General features: G+C 64.4%; 20 protein-coding genes. 6 read left to right on the top strand and 14 right to left on the bottom strand.

Translation table 11 applies throughout. The features are described 5' to 3' along the window. Window positions 1-38: 38 nt before the first annotated feature. Both folK and pcnB read right to left on the bottom strand, forming a co-directional pair. Window positions 39-539: a 2-amino-4-hydroxy-6-hydroxymethyldihydropteridine diphosphokinase gene (gene folK, locus E0702_RS06155; protein WP_132042109.1), complete on the bottom strand. Its 501-nt coding sequence runs from the start codon at window positions 537-539 to the stop codon at window positions 39-41. Continuing rightward, a complete protein-coding gene (gene pcnB, locus E0702_RS06150; protein ID WP_132042108.1) occupies window positions 536-1,945 on the bottom strand; it encodes a polynucleotide adenylyltransferase PcnB in 1,410 nt (469 codons plus the stop codon). Before pcnB ends, folK begins: the two co-directional genes overlap by 4 nt. Window positions 1,946-2,582: 637 nt before the next feature. On the opposite strand from pcnB, the gene E0702_RS19040 reads away from it, so the two are divergent. Continuing rightward, a complete protein-coding gene (locus tag E0702_RS19040) occupies window positions 2,583-2,756 on the top strand; it encodes a hypothetical protein (RefSeq protein WP_165927493.1) in 174 nt (57 codons plus the stop codon). 130 nt (window positions 2,757-2,886) lie between these two features. On the opposite strand, the gene E0702_RS06145 is transcribed toward E0702_RS19040, so the two are convergent. The 5 genes from E0702_RS06145 to dksA form a co-directional block, all read right to left on the bottom strand. Beyond that, window positions 2,887-4,290, bottom strand: coding sequence for a sigma-54-dependent transcriptional regulator (locus tag E0702_RS06145; RefSeq protein ID WP_132042107.1), 1,404 nt, complete (start codon window positions 4,288-4,290; stop codon window positions 2,887-2,889). Next, window positions 4,287-7,223, bottom strand: coding sequence for an ATP-binding protein (locus E0702_RS06140; protein ID WP_132042106.1), 2,937 nt, complete (start codon window positions 7,221-7,223; stop codon window positions 4,287-4,289). The genes E0702_RS06145 and E0702_RS06140 overlap by 4 nt, the downstream gene beginning before the upstream one ends. Next, window positions 7,213-7,389 (bottom strand): hypothetical protein, encoded by a 177-nt coding sequence (locus tag E0702_RS19035; RefSeq protein WP_165927492.1) that lies wholly within the window; start codon window positions 7,387-7,389, stop codon window positions 7,213-7,215. The genes E0702_RS06140 and E0702_RS19035 overlap by 11 nt, the downstream gene beginning before the upstream one ends. A gap of 16 nt (window positions 7,390-7,405) precedes the next feature. Next, window positions 7,406-8,308 carry a tRNA glutamyl-Q(34) synthetase GluQRS gene (gluQRS, locus tag E0702_RS06135; protein ID WP_132042105.1) on the bottom strand — a complete coding sequence of 301 codons (903 nt, stop codon included), beginning with the start codon at window positions 8,306-8,308 and terminating at the stop codon, window positions 7,406-7,408. 84 nt (window positions 8,309-8,392) lie between these two features. Then, on the bottom strand, window positions 8,393-8,830 hold the full coding sequence (gene dksA / locus E0702_RS06130; RefSeq protein ID WP_132042104.1) for an RNA polymerase-binding protein DksA: 438 nt from the start codon (window positions 8,828-8,830) through the stop codon (window positions 8,393-8,395). A gap of 254 nt (window positions 8,831-9,084) precedes the next feature. Here dksA and E0702_RS06125 point away from each other — a divergent pair, with 254 nt between their 5' ends. Continuing rightward, window positions 9,085-10,245: a pyridoxal phosphate-dependent aminotransferase gene (locus E0702_RS06125; RefSeq protein ID WP_132042103.1), complete on the top strand. Its 1,161-nt coding sequence runs from the start codon at window positions 9,085-9,087 to the stop codon at window positions 10,243-10,245. Between the two features lie 9 nt (window positions 10,246-10,254). Next, a complete protein-coding gene (gene sfsA, locus E0702_RS06120; RefSeq protein WP_205741895.1) occupies window positions 10,255-11,013 on the top strand; it encodes a DNA/RNA nuclease SfsA in 759 nt (252 codons plus the stop codon). Window positions 11,014-11,043: 30 nt separating this feature from the next. Here sfsA and E0702_RS06115 read toward each other — a convergent pair whose 3' ends face one another. From E0702_RS06115 to E0702_RS06090, 6 genes are all read right to left on the bottom strand, one after another. Next, window positions 11,044-11,514: a DUF4426 domain-containing protein gene (locus E0702_RS06115; protein WP_132042102.1), complete on the bottom strand. Its 471-nt coding sequence runs from the start codon at window positions 11,512-11,514 to the stop codon at window positions 11,044-11,046. Between the two features lie 41 nt (window positions 11,515-11,555). Continuing rightward, the gene (metW, locus tag E0702_RS06110) at window positions 11,556-12,152 is read right to left on the bottom strand and encodes a methionine biosynthesis protein MetW (protein WP_132042101.1); all 597 of its coding nucleotides are present in this window, start codon (window positions 12,150-12,152) and stop codon (window positions 11,556-11,558) included. Beyond that, complete coding sequence (gene metX, locus E0702_RS06105) at window positions 12,149-13,306, bottom strand: homoserine O-succinyltransferase MetX (protein WP_132042100.1); 1,158 nt, start codon at window positions 13,304-13,306, stop codon at window positions 12,149-12,151. Before metX ends, metW begins: the two co-directional genes overlap by 4 nt. 42 nt (window positions 13,307-13,348) lie before the next feature. Then, window positions 13,349-13,942, bottom strand: a complete 594-nt coding sequence (locus E0702_RS06100) for a YggT family protein (protein WP_132042099.1) — start codon at window positions 13,940-13,942, stop codon at window positions 13,349-13,351. A 55-nt stretch (window positions 13,943-13,997) separates the two neighbouring features. After that, window positions 13,998-14,822: a pyrroline-5-carboxylate reductase gene (gene proC, locus E0702_RS06095; protein WP_132042098.1), complete on the bottom strand. Its 825-nt coding sequence runs from the start codon at window positions 14,820-14,822 to the stop codon at window positions 13,998-14,000. 74 nt (window positions 14,823-14,896) lie between these two features. After that, window positions 14,897-15,604 (bottom strand): YggS family pyridoxal phosphate-dependent enzyme, encoded by a 708-nt coding sequence (locus E0702_RS06090; RefSeq protein WP_132042097.1) that lies wholly within the window; start codon window positions 15,602-15,604, stop codon window positions 14,897-14,899. Between the two features lie 80 nt (window positions 15,605-15,684). On the opposite strand from E0702_RS06090, the gene E0702_RS06085 reads away from it, so the two are divergent. Both E0702_RS06085 and E0702_RS06080 read left to right on the top strand, forming a co-directional pair. Beyond that, window positions 15,685-16,713, top strand: a complete 1,029-nt coding sequence (locus E0702_RS06085) for a type IV pilus twitching motility protein PilT (RefSeq protein ID WP_132042096.1) — start codon at window positions 15,685-15,687, stop codon at window positions 16,711-16,713. A 50-nt stretch (window positions 16,714-16,763) separates the two neighbouring features. After that, complete coding sequence (locus tag E0702_RS06080; protein WP_132042095.1) at window positions 16,764-17,909, top strand: PilT/PilU family type 4a pilus ATPase; 1,146 nt, start codon at window positions 16,764-16,766, stop codon at window positions 17,907-17,909. 19 nt (window positions 17,910-17,928) lie between these two features. Here the strand turns inward: E0702_RS06080 and E0702_RS06075 are convergent, their stop codons facing one another. Then, complete coding sequence (locus E0702_RS06075; protein ID WP_132042094.1) at window positions 17,929-19,068, bottom strand: anhydro-N-acetylmuramic acid kinase; 1,140 nt, start codon at window positions 19,066-19,068, stop codon at window positions 17,929-17,931. 114 nt (window positions 19,069-19,182) lie between these two features. On the opposite strand from E0702_RS06075, the gene tyrS reads away from it, so the two are divergent. Then, window positions 19,183-20,382, top strand: a complete 1,200-nt coding sequence (gene tyrS, locus E0702_RS06070; RefSeq protein WP_132042093.1) for a tyrosine--tRNA ligase — start codon at window positions 19,183-19,185, stop codon at window positions 20,380-20,382. Window positions 20,383-20,824 lie beyond the last annotated feature (442 nt).

Here is a 20,824-nt window from a genome sequence, read left to right as displayed (position 1 = left end):
ATGGGCGCTCTGTGTCGATGGGTAACACTTTCTGGCGATCATCCTCCCTCGAGCGGTAACACTCCACTCGAGAGGGCGTCGACCTGGGCGGCCTGCAGGTCGGCCAGTCGCCGCCCGTCGGGGAGGCGCAGTCGCGGATCGACGTCCAGCAGTGGCAACAGCACGAAGGTGCGCTGAGTCATCTCCGGATGTGGCACCGTCAGGCGCGGCAGGCACAGGGTGCTGTCACCAAACAGTAGCAGATCCAGATCGAGGGTGCGGGGGCCCCAGCGGCGCGCACGCACGCGGCGGTGGCGCTGCTCCAGGGCCTGCAGCTGGTCGAGCAGTGCGAGTGGCGAGAGGCGTGTTTCCAGGCAGACCACGGCATTGATAAAGTCGGGTTGGTCCTGGGGGCCGACAGGGCGGCTGGCATACAGCGGTGAGGCGGCCACGCGACGGGTCAGCGGCAGCCGGTCGAGCGCCTCGATGGCCGACTCGACCTGTCGGCGGGGGCTCTCGAGATTGCTGCCCAGACCGACCCAGGCGCGCTGCAAGCTCATGGCTCCGAGCTACCGCTACCATTCCCACCGCTTGGCTTGCGGCGGCGTCGACGCCGTTTGCGGCCGGGTTTGCCACTGCCGGCGGGATTGGCACCGACCCGGTCGAGCAGGCGAGCCTGTTCGTGCTCATTGGCGTTCTGGAAGTCGGTCCACCAGTCGCCGAGACCCGGTGTCAGTTCGCCAGCGGCCTCGCGCAGCAGCAGCAGGTCGTAGGCGGCGCGGAAGCGCGGATGCTCGCGTGTCTGGAATACCCGGCGACCGCGGCGCAGTGGCAGGCGCTGCTGGAGATCCCAGATATCGCGCATGGGCATGCTGAAGCGCTTGGGGATCGATACATGCTGGAGCTGACGCGAGATCACCTGTTGGGCAGCGGCCTGCAGGGCAGGGATCGGCGGCAACCCATTGGCCTCCTGTTCGGCCTGGCGCTGCACCACCGGTGGCCATAGCATGGCGGCGAACAGGAAGGCCGGCGTCACCGGACGCTCCTCGTGGATGCGGCGATCCGTGCTGGCCAGGGCTTCCTCGACCAGGCGCTCGGCCCAGGGCAGCTCGTCCATGGCCTCGGCGGCCTCGGGCAGCAACATCTCGAACAGGCCGTAGTGGCGCAACAGGCGGAAGGTCTCGACGCCATATCCGGCCATGAACAGCTTGAGCACCTCGTCGAACAGACGCGCTGGGGGGATCTGCAGCATCAAGGGGGCGAGCTCGCGGATCGGAGCCTCGGTGGTCGGAGCCAGCTGGAAGTCGAGTTTGGCGGCAAAGCGCACGGCCCGCAGCATGCGCACCGGGTCTTCGCGATAACGGGTCGCCGGGTCGCCGATCAGGCGCAGGGTGCGTGCCTGGATATCGCGAACGCCATCGGCGAAGTCGTGGATCGAGAAGTCTGCGATGCTGTAATAGAGGGCGTTGATGGTGAAGTCGCGGCGCAGGGCGTCTTCCTGAACATCGCCCCAGACATTGTCGCGCAGCAGCAGACCGTCGTCGGACTGCTGGGCAACATGATCGGCGTGCTCGTCACCGGGCTTGCCTCGGAAAGTGGTGACCTCAATGACTTCGCGGCCGAAGCGCACATGGACGATACGGAAACGGCGACCAATGATCCGTGAGTTGCGGAACAGCCCCTTGACTTCCTCCGGTGTGGCATCGGTAGCCACATCGAAGTCCTTAGGCATGCGCCCGAGCAGGGAGTCACGGATGCAGCCACCGACGAGATAGGCTTCGAAGCCGGCGTTGTGCAACCGATAAAGAACCTTGAGGGCTGCATCGCTGAGATGCTGGCGCGATACTGGGTGCTCCTCGCGTGGAATGACGCGAACCTCGGGGTTGCTGCTGGCAGCCTCGGTACCGAACAGTGATTTCAGGCTCTCGCCGGGACTCTGCAGAAAACGGGTAAATCCTTTGAACATGCGGCGATATCGACTCGCAGGGCGGAGAAAGCTCGTGGCTTTGGTAAAGGTGCAAAGGCATTGAGTGTAGCGGACCCCCGGGAGCTTGCATAGCACCAGGGCTTCTCCGGCTTTCGCACATTTCCGATACCCGAACACGTATTTCCGATACTCGAACGTAAAAGGGGGAGGCCATTGGCCTCCCCCCTCAAGCAGCGTTGCAGCGTCCCTGCAGCTGTTTCTTCTTCGTGATGGCACATCGCCTTGAATACGCACCACAGTCACCAAGGAGTTCAGGCAAGCAGTGTTGTTATCCTTGTTGGCGCTCCCGGTGGAGACCGCCTCGTATTCAAAACAATAATCCAACCACGACGGCAGTGATTCTGCCTTCCCCCGGCGTATTGGTATTGTTTCCGGGGGTGCGCCTCGCGGGCCCATTGTTCTTGTTGTGGGCGTGGCTGGCGCGTCGCGTCCTGAATTTTCCGGTGCCTCGTCTATTGCTGTTGTTATGTTCGAGGGGCCGGGCACGTCACTCTGTTGTTCTTGTTGTGTCGCACCTGTGGCGGAATTGGCCCACGCCTCTTGATGTTGTTGTGGTGGGCCTGTGTCATTCGGGCTGCGCTGTTGTTGTTGTGGCCGTTGTTGTGGCGGACAGCGAATGACGCCGGAACTTGTTTTTCTTGCCATGTATATTGCAGATGGCATGCCATTATCTTTTTTTAACAATAAAATCAGTATGATGCTGTTTATTTTTCAGGGAGGGACTTCTGCTGAAGGAGCGAGTGTTACCTGGATGGTGCAGGAATCGGGCATGACGTGTGTGGGACGGTAACAAATGGTGCTTGAGGAAGGCCGATGCTCGATCCGGGGTGCTCACATCAGGCCAAAAACCGTCCTTAAACCTTAGTCGAAGAGGGCTTGGGAGTATGGTCAACTGGCCCTGGCCCCGGCCCTGGCTAGAGTCAGTCGACCTTGCGACGAGAGCTCTTCTTGCGTGGAATGCCGAGCCGCTGACGGCGCTCCCAGAGCGACTTGCGGCTGATGCCGAGCTTCTGGGCCAGCTCGGTCTCGCTCATATGATCCTGGTTCTCCAGCACAAAGTGCTGGAAATAATCCTCTAGCGAGAGGTCATCCGCGGGGGCGCTATCGACACTAGCCGTCTTGTCGACGGCCGGAGCTTCCTGGGGGGGAGCAGGCCGCCGTGTCATGGGGGGAGCGCCAGAGGCCGCGGTGAGGCCAAGGTCGTCGGGGTGAATCAGATGGCCCTCGGCGAGGATCACTCCACGCTCCAGGGCATTCTCCAGCTCGCGCACGTTGCCGGGCCAGGGATAGTGGCGGATCTCGTCGCGGGCGGCGCGGGAGAGACGCAGCCCACCGCGCTCATGGCGCCGACAGGCCTTGTCCAGCAGGGCGTCGGCGATCTGCAGCACATCGTCCTCCCGCTCGCGCAGGGGCGGCAGGTCGATCTGCATGACATTGAGGCGGTAGTAGAGGTCGAGGCGGAATTCACCGGTCTTCGACAGCGCCTGGAGGTCGCGGTGTGTGGCGGCGATCAGGCGCACATCGACGTGGCGAGTCTCCACCGAGCCGATCTTGCGGATTTCACCCTCTTGAAGGACCCGCAGTAAACGGGCCTGAGCATCCAGAGGCAGCTCCCCGATCTCGTCGAGAAACAGGGTGCCACCGTCGGCGGCCTCCACCAGGCCGGTGCGGGCTGCACTGGCCCCGGTAAAGGCTCCCTTCTCGTGGCCGAACAGCTCCGATTCGATCAACGTTTCCGGAATCGCCGCGCAGTTGACGCAGATAAGCGATGCCTTGGCTCGCTTGCTCTGCTGGTGCAGAGCACGAGCCACCAGCTCCTTGCCGGTGCCGGACTCGCCCTGGATCAGCACGGTGACATCGGCCGGAGCGGTCTTGCTGATCCGTGCGTAGACCCGCTGCATTGCCTCGCAGTTGCCGATCATCGGCCGCGCCTGGCCGCCGGGGTCGGCGATAGCGGGGGGAGTGGCTTGCAGGCTGCCCTGCTGGTGAAGCACGCGGGCCACGGTCTCGAGCAGTTCATCGTGGTCGAATGGCTTGGCCACGTAGTCCACGGCACCCAGCTTGAGGGCGTCCACGGCGGAGCGCATGCTGGCGTAGCTTGTCATGATCAGCACCGCTACCGGGGCGACGCGGGTAATCAGTTCGGTGCCGGGCTCGCCTGGCAGGCGCAGGTCGCTGATCACCAGGTCGAAGCGTTGCGGATCCAGGGCCATGGCCTCGGCGACCGAGCCGGCCTCCTCGACTCGGTAGTCGTGGCGTTCGAGCAGGCGGCGCAGCGCACTGCGGATGATGGCTTCGTCTTCTACGATCAGGATCCGGCTCATCGGGGTCTCTCACCCTCCTTCTGGTGACGCGGCAGCCACAGGCTGATGCGAGTACCGCCCTCATTTCCTGGCAGCGGTGACTCGACGTCCAGGGTGCCGTGATGTTCGGCAATGATGCTATAGACCAGCGGCAGGCCGAGGCCGGTGCCTTCGCCGGGGGGCTTGGTGGTCGTGAAGGGCTCGAAGAGATGATCGCGGACACTGGGATCGATGCCAGCGCCCTCGTCGGTGACACTGACCCTCACCCCCGGGCCTTCAGGGACGGTCTCGATGGTCACACTGTCTCCCGGGCCGCTGGCGTCGCGAGCGTTGCCCAGCAGGTTGACCATTACCTGCAGCAGACGCTGGGCATCGCCCTCCACGCACGCCTCCCGCGAACAGCGATTGTCGAAGCCCACATCCTCCCTCGAGCGGGCCAGGTGGATCAAGTGAATGGCTTCGTCGACCACCTCGGCAATGGCCACCGGGGCGAGCTCGCGGCCGGCGAGGTGGCGGCCGCCATGGGCGAAACCCACCAGAGAGGAGACGATGCGCGAGACGCGATCGGTGAGCTGCTGGATTTGTTCGGTGGTCTCCACCACCTCGGGGTCATCGGCCTCGTAGCGCAGGTTCTGTGCCAACGACGAAATGCCGGTGATGGGGTTGCCGATCTCGTGAGCCACGCCGGCGGCCAGCTGTCCAATGGAGGCCAGTCGAGCAGCGTGGACCAGCTCATCCTCCAGCCATTTCATCTCGCTGTGATCCTCGATCAGGATCACCATGCCACCGGGCTCGCTATCGCTGCCCTCCAGGGCGGCCTTGTGTAGGCTGAGGTAGCGGGTGGTGCCGTCGAGAGTGACGGGGTGTTTGTAGAGCTGGCTTTCAGGCTCGGCGATGATGCGCCCCAGCAGCTGGTTCCAGGGTGCGGGCAGACTCTCGCGCCTGGCGCCCACGACACCGCTGCCGTCGATGCCCGAGAGGCGGGCCAGCGCATCGTTCCACATCAGCAGCTCGCCATCCTCACCGAAGGCGCACAGCCCCACGGGCAGTCGCGTGAGAGTGCGTCGGTGGTAGCGGCGCAGGCCGTCGAGCTCCCGTGCCAGGCCGGTAAGCCGCGAGCGGTAGGCCTCCAGGCGGCTCTCCACGAAGTGGATATCCTCGATGGCGCCGGGGCCTCCCTGGCGGTAGGGCAGATAGCGGTCGACAATATCCTGGGCCACCGAGGGGCCCATCAGCCCGGAGAGGTTGGCCTGCAGACGGTCGCGTAGCCGGCGCAGCGCGTAGGGGCGGCCGTCCAGCGGTGATAGGCCGAGATCATCCAGGGCGCGGTCGACCTCTCGCCTCGCTACCGACTCACCCAGCGCACGGGCCAGGTGTGGCTTGAACTCCTCACCGTTGGCGGCCTCCAGCGGCAGTCGCTGGGGGCGGATCACCGCATCCACCGAACAGGCCTCGGCGGCGGCACGCTCCCCTTCGGATGTCGGGGTGGCCAGGGAGACCACGATAAGGACCATGGCGTTGCTTGCCAGGGAGACCAGGGTCACCGTGTACCAGACCGGCTCGCCATTCAGCGCCTCGAGCCCGGGGGGAATGATCGCCAGTGCGGGGAGTCCGGTCAGCAGGGGCACCCATAGGCCGGAGAGCCATACCCCCACCCCGACGATCAGCCCGGCCACCATGCCGCGCCGGTTGGCGCCTGGCCAGTAGAGCAGGGCCAGTAGTCCAGGGAGACACTGCGCCATGCCCACGAAGGCCGCCAGCCCCAAGCTGGTCAGGTCGTGGTGCACGCCGACGATGCGATAGAACAGCCAGCCGCCGAGCACCACCGCGGCAACCAGGCCGCGGCGCAGCCAACGTAGCCAGCGGTATAGGTCGTGGTGGGCCTCGGGGGGGTGTGCCACCAGGAAGACATGGTTGGTCAGCATGCCCGACAGCGCCAGGGCGATCAGCAGGGTGGTAGCGCTGGTGGCGGCGAGTCCGGCGAGGAAGGCAAGGGCCCGAAGGGACAACGACTCGGACAGGCCAAACGCCAGGTAGCCGGTGTCGAAGGTGGCATCGACCCCCAGGCGCTGGCCGGCCCACAGGATCAGCGGTACCGGTAGCGCCATCAACAGCAGGAACAGCGGTAGCGCCCAGCTGGCCTGCAGCAGGGTGTGACGCGAGCGGGTCTCGTTAAAGACCAGATGGAAGATATGCGGCATCAGCAGGCCGGCGAAGAACAGCAGCAGCATCGAGCGCCAGTGAGCCGGGTCGGTCTTGACTACGTTGGACTGAAAGGTCTGGCCCGGGCCCTCGAGCCATGCCTGAACATCGGTGGGTCCATCGAAGATTACGAACAGTGCGAAGGCGCCGAGGCCCAGCATGGCTAGTAGTTTGATCAGAGAGGAGAGGGCCATCACGGCCAGCAGACTGTCGTGTTGGCCATCGATACTCTGGCGCCGTCCCACGAAGGTCATATCGAATAGCGCCAGCAGTACACAGAAGAGCAGTGCTAGTGTGGCCGGTGAGGCGGCGCCGGTCATCAGATAGATGGCGTTGCCCATGGTCTGGACCTGCAGGGCCAGCAGCGGTAGTACCGCCAAGAGGCTGACCAGGGTGATCAGGGTGCCGACCCAGCGCGAGCGATAGCGAAAGGCGAAGAGGTCGGCCAGCGAGGCCAGCTGATGGGTGCGCACCATGCGCTGGATCGGCACCAGCAGTACCGGGGCCAGCAGGAAGGCGCCGGCCATGCCCAGATAGTAGGTCAGGTAGCCGTAACCGGAGGTGGCGGCCAGCTCCAGGCTGCCATAGATCGCCCAGGCACTAGCATAGACCCCCAGCGCAAGAACGTAGACGAGCGGGTGGCGGGTGATATGCGTGGAAATCCAGCCACGTTCCACGGCCAGTGCGCAGAGCCAGAGCAGTAGCAGGAAACCGGCTCCCACGCCGAGCATGCCGACCAGGCTAGCGTTCATCGAGTTTCCTCTTCTGCTCCAGCCACAGGGTCAGGGCGATCAACACGCCCCAGATGATGAAGGGACGGTACCAAGCCACGTCGGGATTGGCCCAGCCGCTCATCATCAGCGGTGAGAGCAGGTAGCCGATGAACACCAGGAACAACATCAGTCGATAGACGTACATGGCACCTCCTTCTCCATCACGACGCCGTGACCCGATTGTTGGCGAGAGGCCGTTCAGCCTGGGGATGAATGCGTGCCACCGACCAGGCCTCAACGGCCCAGGCGAGCTGCTCGGTCACGGGTGCGGTGGCAAGCGTCTCCGGGGGGGCCTGGTCGAGCGCCATCAGGGCGGCATGCAGCAGCGGGCGTACCGCGGCGTCGCGGGTGGGCAGCGCCGGGGCGAGGTTCTGCTTGGAAAGTTTCTGGCCACCTTCACCGATGATCAGCGGCAGATGCAGGTAGCTAGGCGTGGCGGCACCCAGGGCGTGCTGCAGCTGGCGCTGCCAGGGGGTGTTGTCGAGCAGGTCGAAACCGCGTACGACGTTATTGATGCCCTGGCCGGCATCATCCACCACCACGGCGAGCTGGTAGGCCCACAGGCCATCCTTGCGCTTGAGTACCACGTCGCCGAGTCGAGCCGGGTCGAAGCGCTGTTCGCCAAACAGTCGATCCTGCCATACCACCGGGCGCAGCCCCCGGTCGCTGCGTAGTCGCCATGCCACCGGCTTGTCGGGCTCACGGACGCCATGGCGGCACCAGCCGGGATAGACGGGGTGGTCACGCCACTGCTTGCGTGAGCAGCTGCAGGGATAGGCGAGGCCCTGATCGGTCAAGTGTTCGAGGGCGGCCTGGTAGGCGTCATTGCGGGCGTGCTGCCAGAGTACGGGTCCATCCCACTGCAGTCCAAAGGCCTCCAGCTGGCGCTGGATCTCGTCGGCGGCACCGGCCGGGCAGCGTGGCGGGTCGATATCCTCGATGCGCAACAGCCACTCGCCGCCGGCCTGCCGAGCATCCAGGAAGCTGCCCAGGGCCGCAATCAGTGAGCCGAAGTGCAGTGGTCCTGAAGGGGTGGGGGCGAAGCGTCCGCGGTAGAGGCTCATGCAGGTTTCCAGGCGTCAGATGCGCAGACGGGCACCCTGGGGTGCCCGTCATGAAGGATCAGCCACAGCACCGGCATGGCCGGATCAGCCGCCCAGCTGCTTTTCCTTGAGCTCGGCCAGCGTCTTGCAGTCCACGCACAAGGTGGCCGTGGGACGGGCTTCCAGCCGGCGAATGCCGATCTCGACGCCGCAGGCCTCGCAGAAGCCATAGTCGTCCTCGTCGATCATGTCGAGCGTCTCGTTGATCTTCTTGAGCAGCTTGCGTTCGCGGTCCCGGGTGCGCAGCTCCAGGCTGAAGCCCTCCTCCTGGGTGGCGCGATCGGCCGGATCGGCGTAGTTGTTCGCCTCCTCCTGCAGATGGCGCACGGTGCGGTCCACCTCTTCCATGAGATCCTGTTTCCAGCCCAGCAGGATCTGTCGGAAATGCTCCAGCTGCTTCTCGTTCATGTACTCCTCACCCGCCGCCGGTTCATAGGGGGTGAACTTCTCGGGAGCTTCCGTTTTCTTGTCGGCTACTGGCATGGTGCTGCCTCCTGGCATGGTGCTGCCTCGTTACTGGTATGACTGCTGATCGATACTCGCCGCCTGGCAAGATATCTCACGCCAAAGGCATGCTTGTTTAGCCGATAAACCCCATCTTTGCAAGCTCGGCTGGGCATATGACTGCGATCTTGCCACCAAAGTCGCTACACTAGGCCCTCAGTGACACCACTCTTTGACCGTGCCGTGGGAGGATTGACTCCCTGGCATGGTGGCCCAACGACAGGAGTCTTGCCATGGCCTGGAGCCCCCGAATCGATCAGGTCGCCCCCTTTCGGGTGATGAGCCTGCTGGAAACTGCCCAGGCCCGTGAGGCGGCCGGCCATGATGTGATCCATCTGGAGGTTGGCGAGCCGGACTTCCCGACCCCCGAGCCGGTGGTCGCCGCTGGCCAGGCCGCCCTGGCGGCGGGCCACACCCGCTACACGCCGGCGGCTGGGATACCAGCCCTGCGCGAGGCGATTGCCGGCCACTACGCGGACCATTTCGATGCCGAGGTGGACCCGCGACGCATTCTGGTCACCCCCGGCGCTTCTGGTGCGCTGCTGCTGGCCAGCCAGCTGCTGGCCGGGCCCGGTGACCGGGTGTTGATGGCCGATCCCAACTATCCCTGCAACCGTCACTTCATGGCCCTGGCCGGGGCCGAGGTGGATGTTGTGCCGGTCGGGCCGGAGAGTGGCTGGCAGCTGGATGCCGGGCTGGTCGAGCCCCACTGGCGGGAGACAACGCGGTTGGCGATGCTGGCGACGCCCTCCAACCCTACCGGTCATATGCTGGATGCTGGCCAATTGGCCGCGGTGGCCGAGGTCGTGGCCGGACGCGGCGGTCATCTGCTGGTAGACGAGATCTATCAGGGGCTCTGCTATGACCTCGAGCCCCTCTCGGTGGCCTCGATCACTCCGGATGCCTTCGTGGTCAACAGCTTTTCCAAGTACTTCGGCATGACCGGCTGGCGCCTGGGGTGGCTGCTGGCGCCCGAGGAGGCAGTCGAGCCGCTGACGCGGCTGGCCCAGAACGTCTTCCTGGCCGCCCCCACTCCGGCCCAGCATGCCGCCCTGGCCGCCTTTACGTCCGACTGTCGTGCCATTCTCGAGGAACGCCGAGTCGAGCTGGGACGCCGCCGGGATGCGTTGTTGGCCGGACTTTCGCGGCTCGGCCTCGCCCCCTCGCTGCCGCCCCAGGGGGCCTTCTACCTGTGGCTGGATATTTCCCGCTACAGCCACGATAGTCAGACCTTCTGCCAGCGTCTGCTGGAGGAGGAGAACGTCGCCATCACGCCGGGAGTCGACTTCGCCGTGCAGGGCGGCGAGCGGCATGTGCGGATTGCCTTTACCACCGGCGTCGAACGCCTGGAGGAGGCGGTGGGCCGCCTAGAACGTTTCCTGGCACGCCAGTAGATGGTGAGCATGGCGTATCCCGAGCTGATGCCAGGCGTGCTGCTGCGCCGCTACAAGCGCTTCCTGGCCGATGTGCTTCTCGACGATGGCCGCGAGGTGGTGGCTCACTGCCCCAATACCGGCTCCATGCGAGCGGTGAATGTTCCGGGTTGCCGGGTATGGCTATCGCCCAGCGACAACCCGAAACGCAAGCTGGCCTGGACCTGGGAGCTGATCGAGCTGCCTCAGCCCGATGGCAGCCTGGCGATGGCCTCGGTGCAGACCGGGCGGGCCAACCGTATCGTCGAGGGGGCGCTGCGTGCCGGGCGGATCCCGGTGCTCGCCGGGTATGCCGAATTGCGGCGCGAGGTTGCGGTTGCCACTCAGATGGAGAAGGCTTCGCGAATCGACTTCCGGCTCGACGACCCCGAGCGTGGCACGGCCTTCGTGGAGGTCAAGCAGGTGACGCTGAGGGAGCCTGATGGGCACGGCTACTTTCCGGATGCGGTGAGCGAGCGGGGCAGAAAGCACCTGGAGGCACTGATGGCCCTGGCGCAGGCGGGGCAGCGTGCGGTATTGCTGTTCTGCGTGGCCCATGAGGGCATTCCCGACGTGGCCCCCGCCGAGCACCTTGATCCCGCCTATGCGGCTGCCCTGCGCGAGGCGGCGGCAAACGGCGTTGAGGTGCTGGCATGGCGCTGCCGGGTGCAGCGACGTGACGGGAGGCCGGTCGATATCCATCTGGATCTCGAACTGCCGGTGGCACTCGAGCGCCGCTTTAGCGGCTGAGATGCGGCGGCGGACGCCGCATCTCGGTCGCTAACGGTCGATATAGAAGCGCTGGATAAACTGCACCTGGGCTGGTTCGGCGTTGCGATCGTGGAACACCTCCAGATCGAAGCGCATCGGCGCCCCGTCGTCGATACGGAACACCGCCACCTGGGAGGGGGAGTCGCCGATGCGCAAGGTGCGGAAGCTCAGCGGCCTGCCGTCGTCATTCTCGCCGATGCCGCCAACCCGCCCATCGACCCTGGCGGGCACGTTGCGGGTGGTGCCGTCCTCACGCTCCTCGAGCACGCTGACGTTGAGCAGCGCCAGCGCAGGACTACGCTGGATCTGGTGTTCACGCGCCACCGCCTCGGGCAGGAAACTGGTGCTCACCGCGCTGTAGTGAATCTGGACGTCGCCTATCTGCTCGAACTGCTGGGCGGCGGCAGTGCCGGTCAGCATTGCCAGAGTGCCCGCGAGCAGGGCAGGCAGGATGCCCCGCGTCATGCATTGACTTCTCATGCGCTTATTCCCCTTGCCGTCATTCACTGGACCCCTCCGAGTCAGCCGCGGGCGACCCGGAAGATGGCGATCTCGCCGAACAGGTTGGGCCATAGCCGCGAGGTCCAGTGCCCCTCGTGGTCGCCGATACCCACTGCTCGGTCGACGATGATCAGACCCTTGTCGCGACAGAGTTGTTCAAAGTCGTTGAAGGTCGAGAGGTGAATGTTGGGCGTGTCGTACCAAGCGTGAGGCAGCGACTTGGAGACCGGCATGTAGCCGCGGATGCCCAGATGGACCCGGTGGCGCCAGTAGGCGAAGTTGGGGAAGGTGATGATCGCCTCCCCGGCCACCCGCAGCATCTCGTCGAGGGCGAGGTCGGGACGGCGAAGGGCCTGCAGGGCCTGGGTCATTACCACCAGGTCACAGGCGCCATCATCGAAGTTGGCCAGCCCGTCATCGAGATTCTGCTCGATGACATTGACGCCTTTGGCGATGCAGGCGGTGATGCCTTCGGGGTCGATCTCCAGGCCGTAGCCGGTCACCCCCTTGTTGCGTGCCAGGGCCGCCAGCAGGGTGCCATCTCCGCAGGCCAGGTCGAGGATATGGGCGTCGGTCGGCACCCACTCATGGATCAGCTTGAGGTCCGGGCGATTCATGGGCGTTCCTCCAGCCCCAGGTCCCGAGCCACCCGCGACATGAAGGCAGCAAATACCGCCTGGTAGCGGGGCTCGGGCATCAGGAAGGCGTCGTGGCCGTGACTCGATTCGATGTTGGCGTAGCTGACTGGCTTGCCGGCACGGATCAGGGCATCGACCAGCTCCCTGGAGCGCGAGGGTGGGAAGCGCCAGTCGGTGGTGAAGCTGGTTACCAGGAAGGGGCAGCGGGCCGGGGCGAGGGCGCGGGCCAGGTCACCGCCATGAGCCGCCGCCGGGTCGAAGTAGTCCAGCGCCTTGGTCATCAGCAGGTAGGTGTTGGCGTCGAAGGAGGTGGAGAAGGTATCGCCCTGGTAGCGCAGGTAGGATTCGACCTGAAACTCGACGTCGTAGCCGAAGTTGAAGTCATGGCTACGCAGGTCGCGGCCGAACTTGTGGCCCATGGCATCTTCCGAGAGGTAGGTGATATGCCCCACCATGCGTGCCAGCTTGAGTCCGCGTCTTGGTATCGCCGAATGCTCGGCGTACCAGCCGTCATGGAACTCGGGATCGGAGCGAATGGCCTGGCGCGCCACCTCGTTGAAGGCAATGTTCTGGGCCGATAGCTTGGGCGTGGCGGCGATGACCGCGGCGCTGCCGACGCGCTCGGGGTAGCTCAGGGTCCACTGCAGTGCCTGCATCCCGCCCAGGCTACCGCCGATGACCGCGGCGAAGCGCGTGATTCCCAGGCGGTCGGCCAGGCGGGCCTGACTGTGGACCCAGTCGCCCACGGTCACCATGGGGAACTCCGGACCCCACAGGCGACCCGTCGCCGGATTGATGCTGTTGGGGCCGGTGCTGCCGTGGCAGCCGCCCAGGTTGTTGAGCGAGACCACGAAGAAACGCTCGGTATCGATGGATTTTCCGGGGCCGATGTGTGCATCCCACCAGCCCGGCTTGCGTTCCTCGGCGTCGTGGTAGCCGGCGGCGTGGTGATGGCCGGAGAGCGCATGACAGATCAGCACGGCGTTGGAGCGCTCGGCGTTGAGGGTGCCGTAGGTCTCGTAGACGAGGTCGTAGGCCGGCAGTGTCATGCCGCAGGCCAGATCCAGGGGGTCGTCGAAGTGCGCCGTCTGAGGCGACACCAGGCCGACCGAGTCGCGTGCGATCTCGGGCATTGGTCCTTCCAAGTCCAGTCGTTGCAGGATTCGCTGTTGTCGTCAGAGGCCTACCAGGGCCCCGGCGATCCCGGCGGCGCGGGTTAGTGAGGCCACCACGATACCATCGATCAGGCTGATGGCGATGAAGACGAAGATCGGTGACAGGTCGATCATGCCCAGCGGCGGTATCACCTTGCGCACCGGCGCCATGATCGGCTCGAGCAGCTGCATCACCAGCAGGGCCCCCGGGTGGCTGGCGTTGGGCGCAACCCAGCTGAGGATGATCATCACGATCAGGGCGAAAAAGTAGATCTTGAGAATGGCGTTGGCCAGTGCCGCCACGGCGCCGATGGCCACCCCGGCGATGGATGGCATGCCGAACCCGGCGATCTGCAGGATAAGCACGATGCCGACCGCCTTGATCACCAGACCGCAGGCCAGGGTGGCCAGGTCGAAGCGGCCCATCACCGGCCCCAGGAAGCTCTGGAAGGGGCGCACCGCCGGTTGGGTGACCTTGACCACCGACTGGCTGATGGGGTTGAAGTAGTCGGCCCGAGATGCCTGCAGCAGAAAGCGCAGCATCAACAGGAAGATGTAGATATTGATCAGGGTGTTGACCAGCATCAGGCCGGCGTTGCCCAGTTGGCTGCCCATATGGGCTCTCCTCAGAATTGGCTTGAAGTTATGTAGCGTGTTGGTACGCCGTCGCTCAGTTCTTGTCGAGTTCTTTGGCCATCTCGCGGGCGCGAGCCGAACAGGCGTCCATGGCCTCGGCCAGGGTGTTGCGCAGGCCGGCCTGCTCCAGGTGCTCGATGGCTCGCTCGGTGGTGCCACCGGGGGACATCACGTTGCGCTTGAGCTCGGCCGGCGTCTTGTCGCTGGCCATGGCCATCTTCGCCGCACCAAAGGCGGTCTGCATCGCCAGTCGGCGAGCGGTCTCGGCGGGAAGCCCCTGACGGATGCCGGCTTCCTCCATGGCCTCGAACATCAGGAAGAAGTAGGCGGGCGCGCTGCCGGATACGGCGGTGACGGCGTCCAGCAGTGCCTCATCGTCTACCCACTCCACCAGCCCCACGGCCTCCACCAGCTCGCTGGCCTGTTTCCGTTGCGTCTCGTCGACCCTGGCATTGGCGTAGAGCCCGGCGGCACCGGCGCCAACCAGCGAGGGCGTGTTGGGCATGCAGCGTACCAGCGGCAGGTCACCGCCCAGCCAGCGCTCGAGGGTCGCGGCGGGCAGACCGGCGGCGACCGAGACGATCAGCGGCCGACGCGCCTGAATGGCCTCGCGCAGCCCCTCGCAAACTTGATGCATGATCTGTGGCTTGACCGCCAGCACCACCACGTCGGCATCGCTCACCGCCGCGGCGTTGTCGGTGGCGGTATTGATGCCGAGGCGCTCACGTAGAGGAGACAGCATGGCGTCATCGGGAGAAGTGGCGGTGATATCGCCGGCGCTGTAGCCGCTATCGATCATGCCGCCGATGATGGCGCCGGCCATGTTGCCGGCGCCGATAAAGGTGACTCGGTTTGCCATGGGGAGGTCCTGTGCTATTCGGGGTGGTGTGCTATACGGGATGGCTGGCCGCCACCGGCGACCGCTGCATTGGGTCACTCAGGTCGTTGTCTTGCTCCGAAGATGGCGGTGCCCAGGCGTACCAGGGTGGCGCCCTCCATCACGGCGGCCTCCAGATCGTCGCTCATGCCCATGGAGAGGGTATCCAGCGGCGCCTCGGGGAAGCGCTCACGGAGCTCTTCAAGGGCCTCGCGTAGCCGAGCCAGGGGGGCACGCTGGGCCTCCAGACCCTTACTCGGTGCGGGGATCGCCATCAGCCCGCGAAGACGGAGTCGCGGCATGCTCAGCACCGCCTCGGCCAGTGCGGGCAACTCGGCGAGACTCACTCCTGACTTGGAAGCTTCTGTGCTGATATTGACCTGCAGGCAGATGTTCAGCGGGTCGAGTGACGCGGGGCGCTGATCGTTCAGGCGCCGGGCAACCTTCTGGCGGTCTACGCTATGGACCCAGGAAAAACGCTCGGCTACCTCTCGACTCTTGTTGGATTGCAGCGGGCCGATGAAATGCCACACGATATCCTCGAGATCGGTCAACTCGTCCTGTTTGTTCAGCGCCTCCTGGACGTAGTTCTCGCCGAAGTCACGCTGTCCCAGGTGCCATGCCTCACGAATCATCGCGGCGGGTTTGGTCTTGCTTACTGCCAGCAGGCGGGCATCGGCCATCGGACGGCCGGCCGCACTCAGGGCTTCGGCCAGGCGCTGCCGGGCAGCGGCAAGGGATTCGGAGACTGTCGGCTCGGTCATGTCTCAAGCTCTGTCATACTGGACCTCACGCATATTGGACCCCACAACAAGACGCACCATATCGGGAGCAGGGAAAACGCATGGATATTACCGAACTGCTGGCGTTCTCGGCAAAGCAGAACGCCTCGGACCTCCACCTGTCGGCTGGGCTGCCGCCGATGATTCGTGTGGATGGCGACATCCGTCGACTCAACGTGCCGGCCATGGAAGATCGTGAAGTTCGCAAACTGATCTACGACATCATGGCGGATCGTCAGCGTCGCGACTACGAGGAGTACTTCGAGACCGACTTCTCCTTCGAGGTGCCGGGGATTTCGCGCTTCCGTGTCAACGTCTTCAACCAGGCCCGTGGCGCGGGGGCGGTGTTCCGTACCATTCCCACCGAGGTGCTGACTTTCGAGGATCTCGGGATGGGTCAGACATTCCGACAACTCTCCATGCTGCCACGCGGCCTGGTGCTGGTCACCGGCCCCACCGGCTCGGGCAAGAGCACTACCCTGGCGGCGATGATCGACTACATCAACGATCATCGCTACGAGCATATCCTCACCATCGAGGATCCGGTGGAGTTCGTCCACCGCAGCAAGCGTTGCCTGGTCAACCAGCGCGAGGTACACCGTGATACTCTCGGCTTTGCCCCGGCGCTGCGCAGTGCACTGCGTGAGGATCCGGACATCATCCTGGTCGGCGAGCTGCGTGATCTTGAGACCATTCGCCTGGCACTGACCGCGGCCGAGACCGGACACCTGGTGTTCGGCACCCTGCATACCACTTCCGCGGCCAAGACCATCGACCGGATCATCGATGTCTTTCCCGGTGACGAGAAGTCGATGGTGCGCTCGATGCTCTCGGAGTCGCTGCAGGCGGTGGTCTCTCAGGCGTTGCTCAAGCGCATGGGCGGTGGTCGGGTGGCGGCCCATGAGATCCTGATTGCCACCTCGGCGGTGCGCAACCTGATTCGCGAGGACAAGGTGGCACAGATTTATTCGGCCATCCAGACTGGTGGCAATCTGGGGATGCAGACCCTCGATGCTTCCATGGCCAAGCTGGTGGCGGATAACGTAGTAGCGCGTGACGAAGCCCAGGCCAAGGCCAAGGGCATCATCTGAGCGGGCGATGAACAGAAGAAAATAACTATAAAGCGACAAGGAGTGTGGATATGACGGCTCAAGAGTGGCTAAACCAGCTGCTGGATATCATGGTGAAAAAGGATGCCTCGGATCTGCTGATCTCGGTGGGGGCGCCCCCCAACCTCAAGATGGCTGGGCGGCTGACTCCTCTGGGCGAGCAACAGCTCAGTATTCAGCAGGTCAACGAGCTGGTCAGTGCCACCATTCCGGAGTCGATGCAGGCCCGTTTCGCGACCGAGCGCGAGGCCAATTTCGCCATTAGTTTCGAGGGCAAGGGGCGCTTTCGAGTCAGCGCCTTTCAGCAGCGTAACCAGAAGGCGATGGTGATCCGGCGCATCGGCTTCGATATACCCCATCTGGAGGAGCTGTCACTGCCCACCACGCTTGGAGAGCTGGTCAACAACAAGCGAGGCCTGGTGTTCGTGGTAGGGGGGACCGGCACCGGCAAGTCGACAACCCTGGCATCGATGATTCAGCAGCGCAACGAGACGCTGGGTGGACATATCATCAGCGTCGAGGATCCCATCGAGTATGTGCACCCACACAAGAAGGCGATCATCAACCAGCGCGAGGTGGGTATCGACACCGAGTCCTTCGAGGTGGCATTGAAGAACACCCTGCGCCAGGCGCCGGATGTGATCCTGATCGGCGAGGTGCGTAGCCGCGAGACCATGGAGCATGCTTTGACCTTTGCCGAAACTGGCCACCTCTGTCTGGCCACCCTGCACGCCAACAATGCCAACCAGGCACTCGATCGCATCATCAACTTCTTTCCCATCGAGCGCCATGCCCAGATATGGCTCGACCTGTCGCTCAATCTGCGTGCCATCGTCGCTCAGCAGCTGATGCCTACTCAGGATGGCGGTCGCTGCCCGGCCATCGAGATCATGCTCAACTCGCCGTTGATCGGGGATCTGGTGCGCAAGGGGGAGGTCTCCGAGATCAAGAACATCATGGCTCGTTCACGGGACCTCGGCATGCAGACCTTCGATCAGGCACTCTATGACCTCTACACGGCGGGCAGGATTTCCGAGGAGGTGGCCATGGTGCACGCCGACTCGCCCAATGATCTACGCATGATGATCAAGTTTGGCGGTGGTACCGGCAGCAAGGGGATCGATCAGGCCAAGGAAGCTGCCGGATCACTCTCGCTGCGCAGCGAGGATGACTTCTGAAACGTCGGATGGGTCATCCCTAAGGGGCAAAGACACCGCCCAATACGCGAGGGCCGGCGGCCCCGGTTACGCTGGGCAGGTTGCCAGGCAGGCCCGCCAGGCGTCGCCAGGCCAGCCAGGCGAAGGCGCCGGCTTCCATCCAGTCGGCAGGCCAGCCCCACTCGGCGCTATCGCCAAGGGGCGTGTCGGGGAGGCGGCGTGCCAGCCGGCTCAGCAGATCATGATTATGGGCACCGCCGCCGCAGGGGATCAGCAGCGCCGGCGGCGGGGCATTGAGGCGCTCCCGGGCCATCTCCACGGCCAGGGCGACACTCGTCGCCGTCAGCTCTGCCAGCGTTGCCTGCACATCCTCGGGTCGCTCCCTGCCATTCAGATGTTCTGCCAGCCAGTCGAGATGGAACAGTTCGCGGCCGGTGCTGCGTGGCGGTGGCAGGTGAAAGAAGGGCTCTGCCAGCAGGGCTGCCAGCAGTGTCTCGTCGACTCGGCCGGAGCCTGCCCAGGCTCCGTCGGAGTCGAAGGCGCCGCCGCGATGGCGTACGTGCCAGGCGTCCAGCAGGACGTTGGCCGGCCCCGAGTCGAATCCCAGCGGCGCACGAGTGTGCGCCACGGGTGGTAGCAGCGTCAGGTTGGCGAAGCCCCCCAGGTTAAGCACCAGTCGCCACTCGTCAGGAGCCCGGAACAACGCCTGGTGAAAGGCTGGCGCGAGGGGAGCGGCCTGGCCACCGGCCGCCAGATCTCGGCGACGGAAGTCGGCCACCACCGCGATGCCGGTAAGCTCGGCTAGCCGGCTGGGATTGTCGAGCTGCAGGGTGTAGGCGGGGCCGCCATCATGGCCCTGAGGCGCGTGTTCGATGGTCTGGCCATGACTACCGATGGCTTCCACTCTCTCGATCGGCACATGGCTGGCGGTTAATAGTGCGGCCACGGCGTCTGCCTGAAGCCTGCAGAAGGCTTCCTCCGCCGCCGCAAGCTCGGCGAAGCCTACATGGTCGGCATGACAGAGCTGCCATAACCGCGCACGCAGCCGAGCCGGCATCGGTTCGGCGTGGCTGGCCAGCAGCCTGGGCTGGCCACCCGTTGGCTCGTCGTCGATCTCCACCAGGGCGGCATCTACGCCATCCAGGCTGGTGCCGGACATCAGGCCGATATAAAGAGTCATGGCGGTCCCTCGGGCAATATGGTGTCAGCGCGACGCATCGACACATGCTACCATTCTGCCCCATTCGATATGGCCCCGAGCGGCCGAGCAACCTGATACGTGGAGTGGGAGACGATGAGCGATGTGGCGAGCGCCCTGGCGCTGCTGAAGCGGGGTACCCAGGAGATTCTGCTGGAAGAGGAACTGGTCAAGAAGCTGGAGTCCGGGCGCAAGCTGCGCATCAAGGCGGGCTTCGATCCCACGGCGCCCGATCTGCACCTGGGTCACAGCGTGCTGTTGACCAAGATGCGCCAGTTCCAGGATCTCGGCCATGAAGTCGTGTTCCTGATCGGTGATTTTACCGGCCGTATCGGCGACCCCTCCGGCAAGAACGTCACTCGCAAGCCTCTCACCGAGGAGGAGGTCAAGGCCAACGCCCAGACCTACAAGGAGCAGGTGTTCAAGATCCTCGACCCCGAGAAGACCGAGGTGCGCTTCAACTCCGAGTGGTTCACCGCCATGAGTGCCGCTGACATGATCGAGCTTGCCGGGCAGAGCACGGTGGCCCGCATGCTCGAACGCGACGATTTCGAGAAGCGCTACAAGAACGGCCAGTCGATCTCCATCCATGAGTTCCTCTATCCGCTGGTCCAGGGCTACGACTCCGTGGCCCTGAAGGCGGATATCGAGCTGGGCGGTACCGACCAGAAGTTCAACCTGCTGATGGGCCGCGAGATCCAGAAGCACTTCGATATGCAGCCGCAGGTGGTGATCACCATGCCGCTGCTCGAGGGGCTCGACGGCGTGCAGAAGATGTCGAAGTCGCTGGGCAACTACGTCGGGGTCGACGAGACGCCGGGGTCGATGTTCAACAAGCTGGTCTCCATGCCTGACAGCCTGATGTGGCGATACTTCGAGCTGCTCTCTCTGAAGCCCAACGAGGAGATCGAGGCGCTCAAGCGAGATGTGGAGGCCGGTGCCAACCCGCGTGATATCAAGATGGAGCTGGCGCGAGAACTGATCGGCCGCTACCACGGTGATGAAGCCGCCGCCAACGCCCACCGTTCCGCGGGGAACCAGCTCGCCGACGGAGAGCTTCCCGAGGACCTTCCCGAGGTCGAGGTGGACTTCGAGGGTAGCGCCCAGGCCCCGATCGCTACCGTGCTCAATCGCTCCGGACTGACCAAGAACAGTGCCCAGGCCAAGGACATGCTCGGTAATGGACGCGTCAAGGTCGATGGGGAGGTCGTCGAGCGTGATCATATGCTGGATACCGGGAAGAGCTATGTGATCCAGGCGGGCAAGAAGCGCTATGCCCGCGTGACGCTCAAGTAACGAAGGAGGGCCAGGTCGGCCACGGTCGACATGGACGTTGCGCCCGCCGAGTGCGGGCGCCGCTGTTTCTGGCGGTTACCCCTCCCTTTCGCCTCTTAGCTTCTTTCGGCCCTCTTTCAGGCGGCGATGTCAGTCGAAAGTCTCGCTCAGTCAAGCTATCCACAAGGTGTTTCGGTGAAGGGGTTGTGGGTAATTGAGGTACGAGTAGAGGTTCGTGCTTCGACCATTTGCCAGGCCTCTGAAACTTTTTTACAGGAAGGGCTTGCGGGCCTGCCGGTAAAGCCGTAAAGTACGCATCCGCTGCCGGCAACGGGAAAACGTTACCGGCGGTGAATGTGGCAGAAGTGACTGTTCTGCAATGGGTTTTTCGGAAGATGTCGAAAATCACCGGTTGACAGTCGCGGCAGATTCGCTAGAATGTGCGCCACTCGTGACGGCGGCC

Source organism: Halomonas marinisediminis (genome assembly GCF_004347715.1).
Taxonomy (GTDB): Bacteria; Pseudomonadota; Gammaproteobacteria; order Pseudomonadales; family Halomonadaceae; genus Halomonas; species Halomonas icarae.
The sequence above is the reverse complement of the archived record's forward strand: the minus strand, read 5'-3'. Positions and strand labels throughout refer to the sequence as shown.

Bases quoted from the DNA above. Each gene is read 5' to 3' on its own strand.
- folK (WP_132042109.1), bottom strand. From the start codon at position 539: ATGAGCTTGCAGCGCGCCTGGGTCGGTCTGGGCAGCAATCTCGAGAGC.
- pcnB (WP_132042108.1), bottom strand. From the start codon at position 1,945: ATGTTCAAAGGATTTACCCGTTTTCTGCAGAGTCCCGGCGAGAGCCTG.
- E0702_RS19040 (WP_165927493.1), top strand. From the start codon at position 2,583: ATGACGCCGGAACTTGTTTTTCTTGCCATGTATATTGCAGATGGCATG.
- E0702_RS06145 (WP_132042107.1), bottom strand. From the start codon at position 4,290: ATGAGCCGGATCCTGATCGTAGAAGACGAAGCCATCATCCGCAGTGCG.
- E0702_RS06140 (WP_132042106.1), bottom strand. From the start codon at position 7,223: ATGAACGCTAGCCTGGTCGGCATGCTCGGCGTGGGAGCCGGTTTCCTG.
- E0702_RS19035 (WP_165927492.1), bottom strand. From the start codon at position 7,389: ATGTACGTCTATCGACTGATGTTGTTCCTGGTGTTCATCGGCTACCTG.
- gluQRS (WP_132042105.1), bottom strand. From the start codon at position 8,308: ATGAGCCTCTACCGCGGACGCTTCGCCCCCACCCCTTCAGGACCACTG.
- dksA (WP_132042104.1), bottom strand. From the start codon at position 8,830: ATGCCAGTAGCCGACAAGAAAACGGAAGCTCCCGAGAAGTTCACCCCC.
- E0702_RS06125 (WP_132042103.1), top strand. From the start codon at position 9,085: ATGGCCTGGAGCCCCCGAATCGATCAGGTCGCCCCCTTTCGGGTGATG.
- sfsA (WP_205741895.1), top strand. From the start codon at position 10,255: ATGGCGTATCCCGAGCTGATGCCAGGCGTGCTGCTGCGCCGCTACAAG.
- E0702_RS06115 (WP_132042102.1), bottom strand. From the start codon at position 11,514: ATGAGAAGTCAATGCATGACGCGGGGCATCCTGCCTGCCCTGCTCGCG.
- metW (WP_132042101.1), bottom strand. From the start codon at position 12,152: ATGAATCGCCCGGACCTCAAGCTGATCCATGAGTGGGTGCCGACCGAC.
- metX (WP_132042100.1), bottom strand. From the start codon at position 13,306: ATGCCCGAGATCGCACGCGACTCGGTCGGCCTGGTGTCGCCTCAGACG.
- E0702_RS06100 (WP_132042099.1), bottom strand. From the start codon at position 13,942: ATGGGCAGCCAACTGGGCAACGCCGGCCTGATGCTGGTCAACACCCTG.
- proC (WP_132042098.1), bottom strand. From the start codon at position 14,822: ATGGCAAACCGAGTCACCTTTATCGGCGCCGGCAACATGGCCGGCGCC.
- E0702_RS06090 (WP_132042097.1), bottom strand. From the start codon at position 15,604: ATGACCGAGCCGACAGTCTCCGAATCCCTTGCCGCTGCCCGGCAGCGC.
- E0702_RS06085 (WP_132042096.1), top strand. From the start codon at position 15,685: ATGGATATTACCGAACTGCTGGCGTTCTCGGCAAAGCAGAACGCCTCG.
- E0702_RS06080 (WP_132042095.1), top strand. From the start codon at position 16,764: ATGACGGCTCAAGAGTGGCTAAACCAGCTGCTGGATATCATGGTGAAA.
- E0702_RS06075 (WP_132042094.1), bottom strand. From the start codon at position 19,068: ATGACTCTTTATATCGGCCTGATGTCCGGCACCAGCCTGGATGGCGTA.
- tyrS (WP_132042093.1), top strand. From the start codon at position 19,183: ATGAGCGATGTGGCGAGCGCCCTGGCGCTGCTGAAGCGGGGTACCCAG.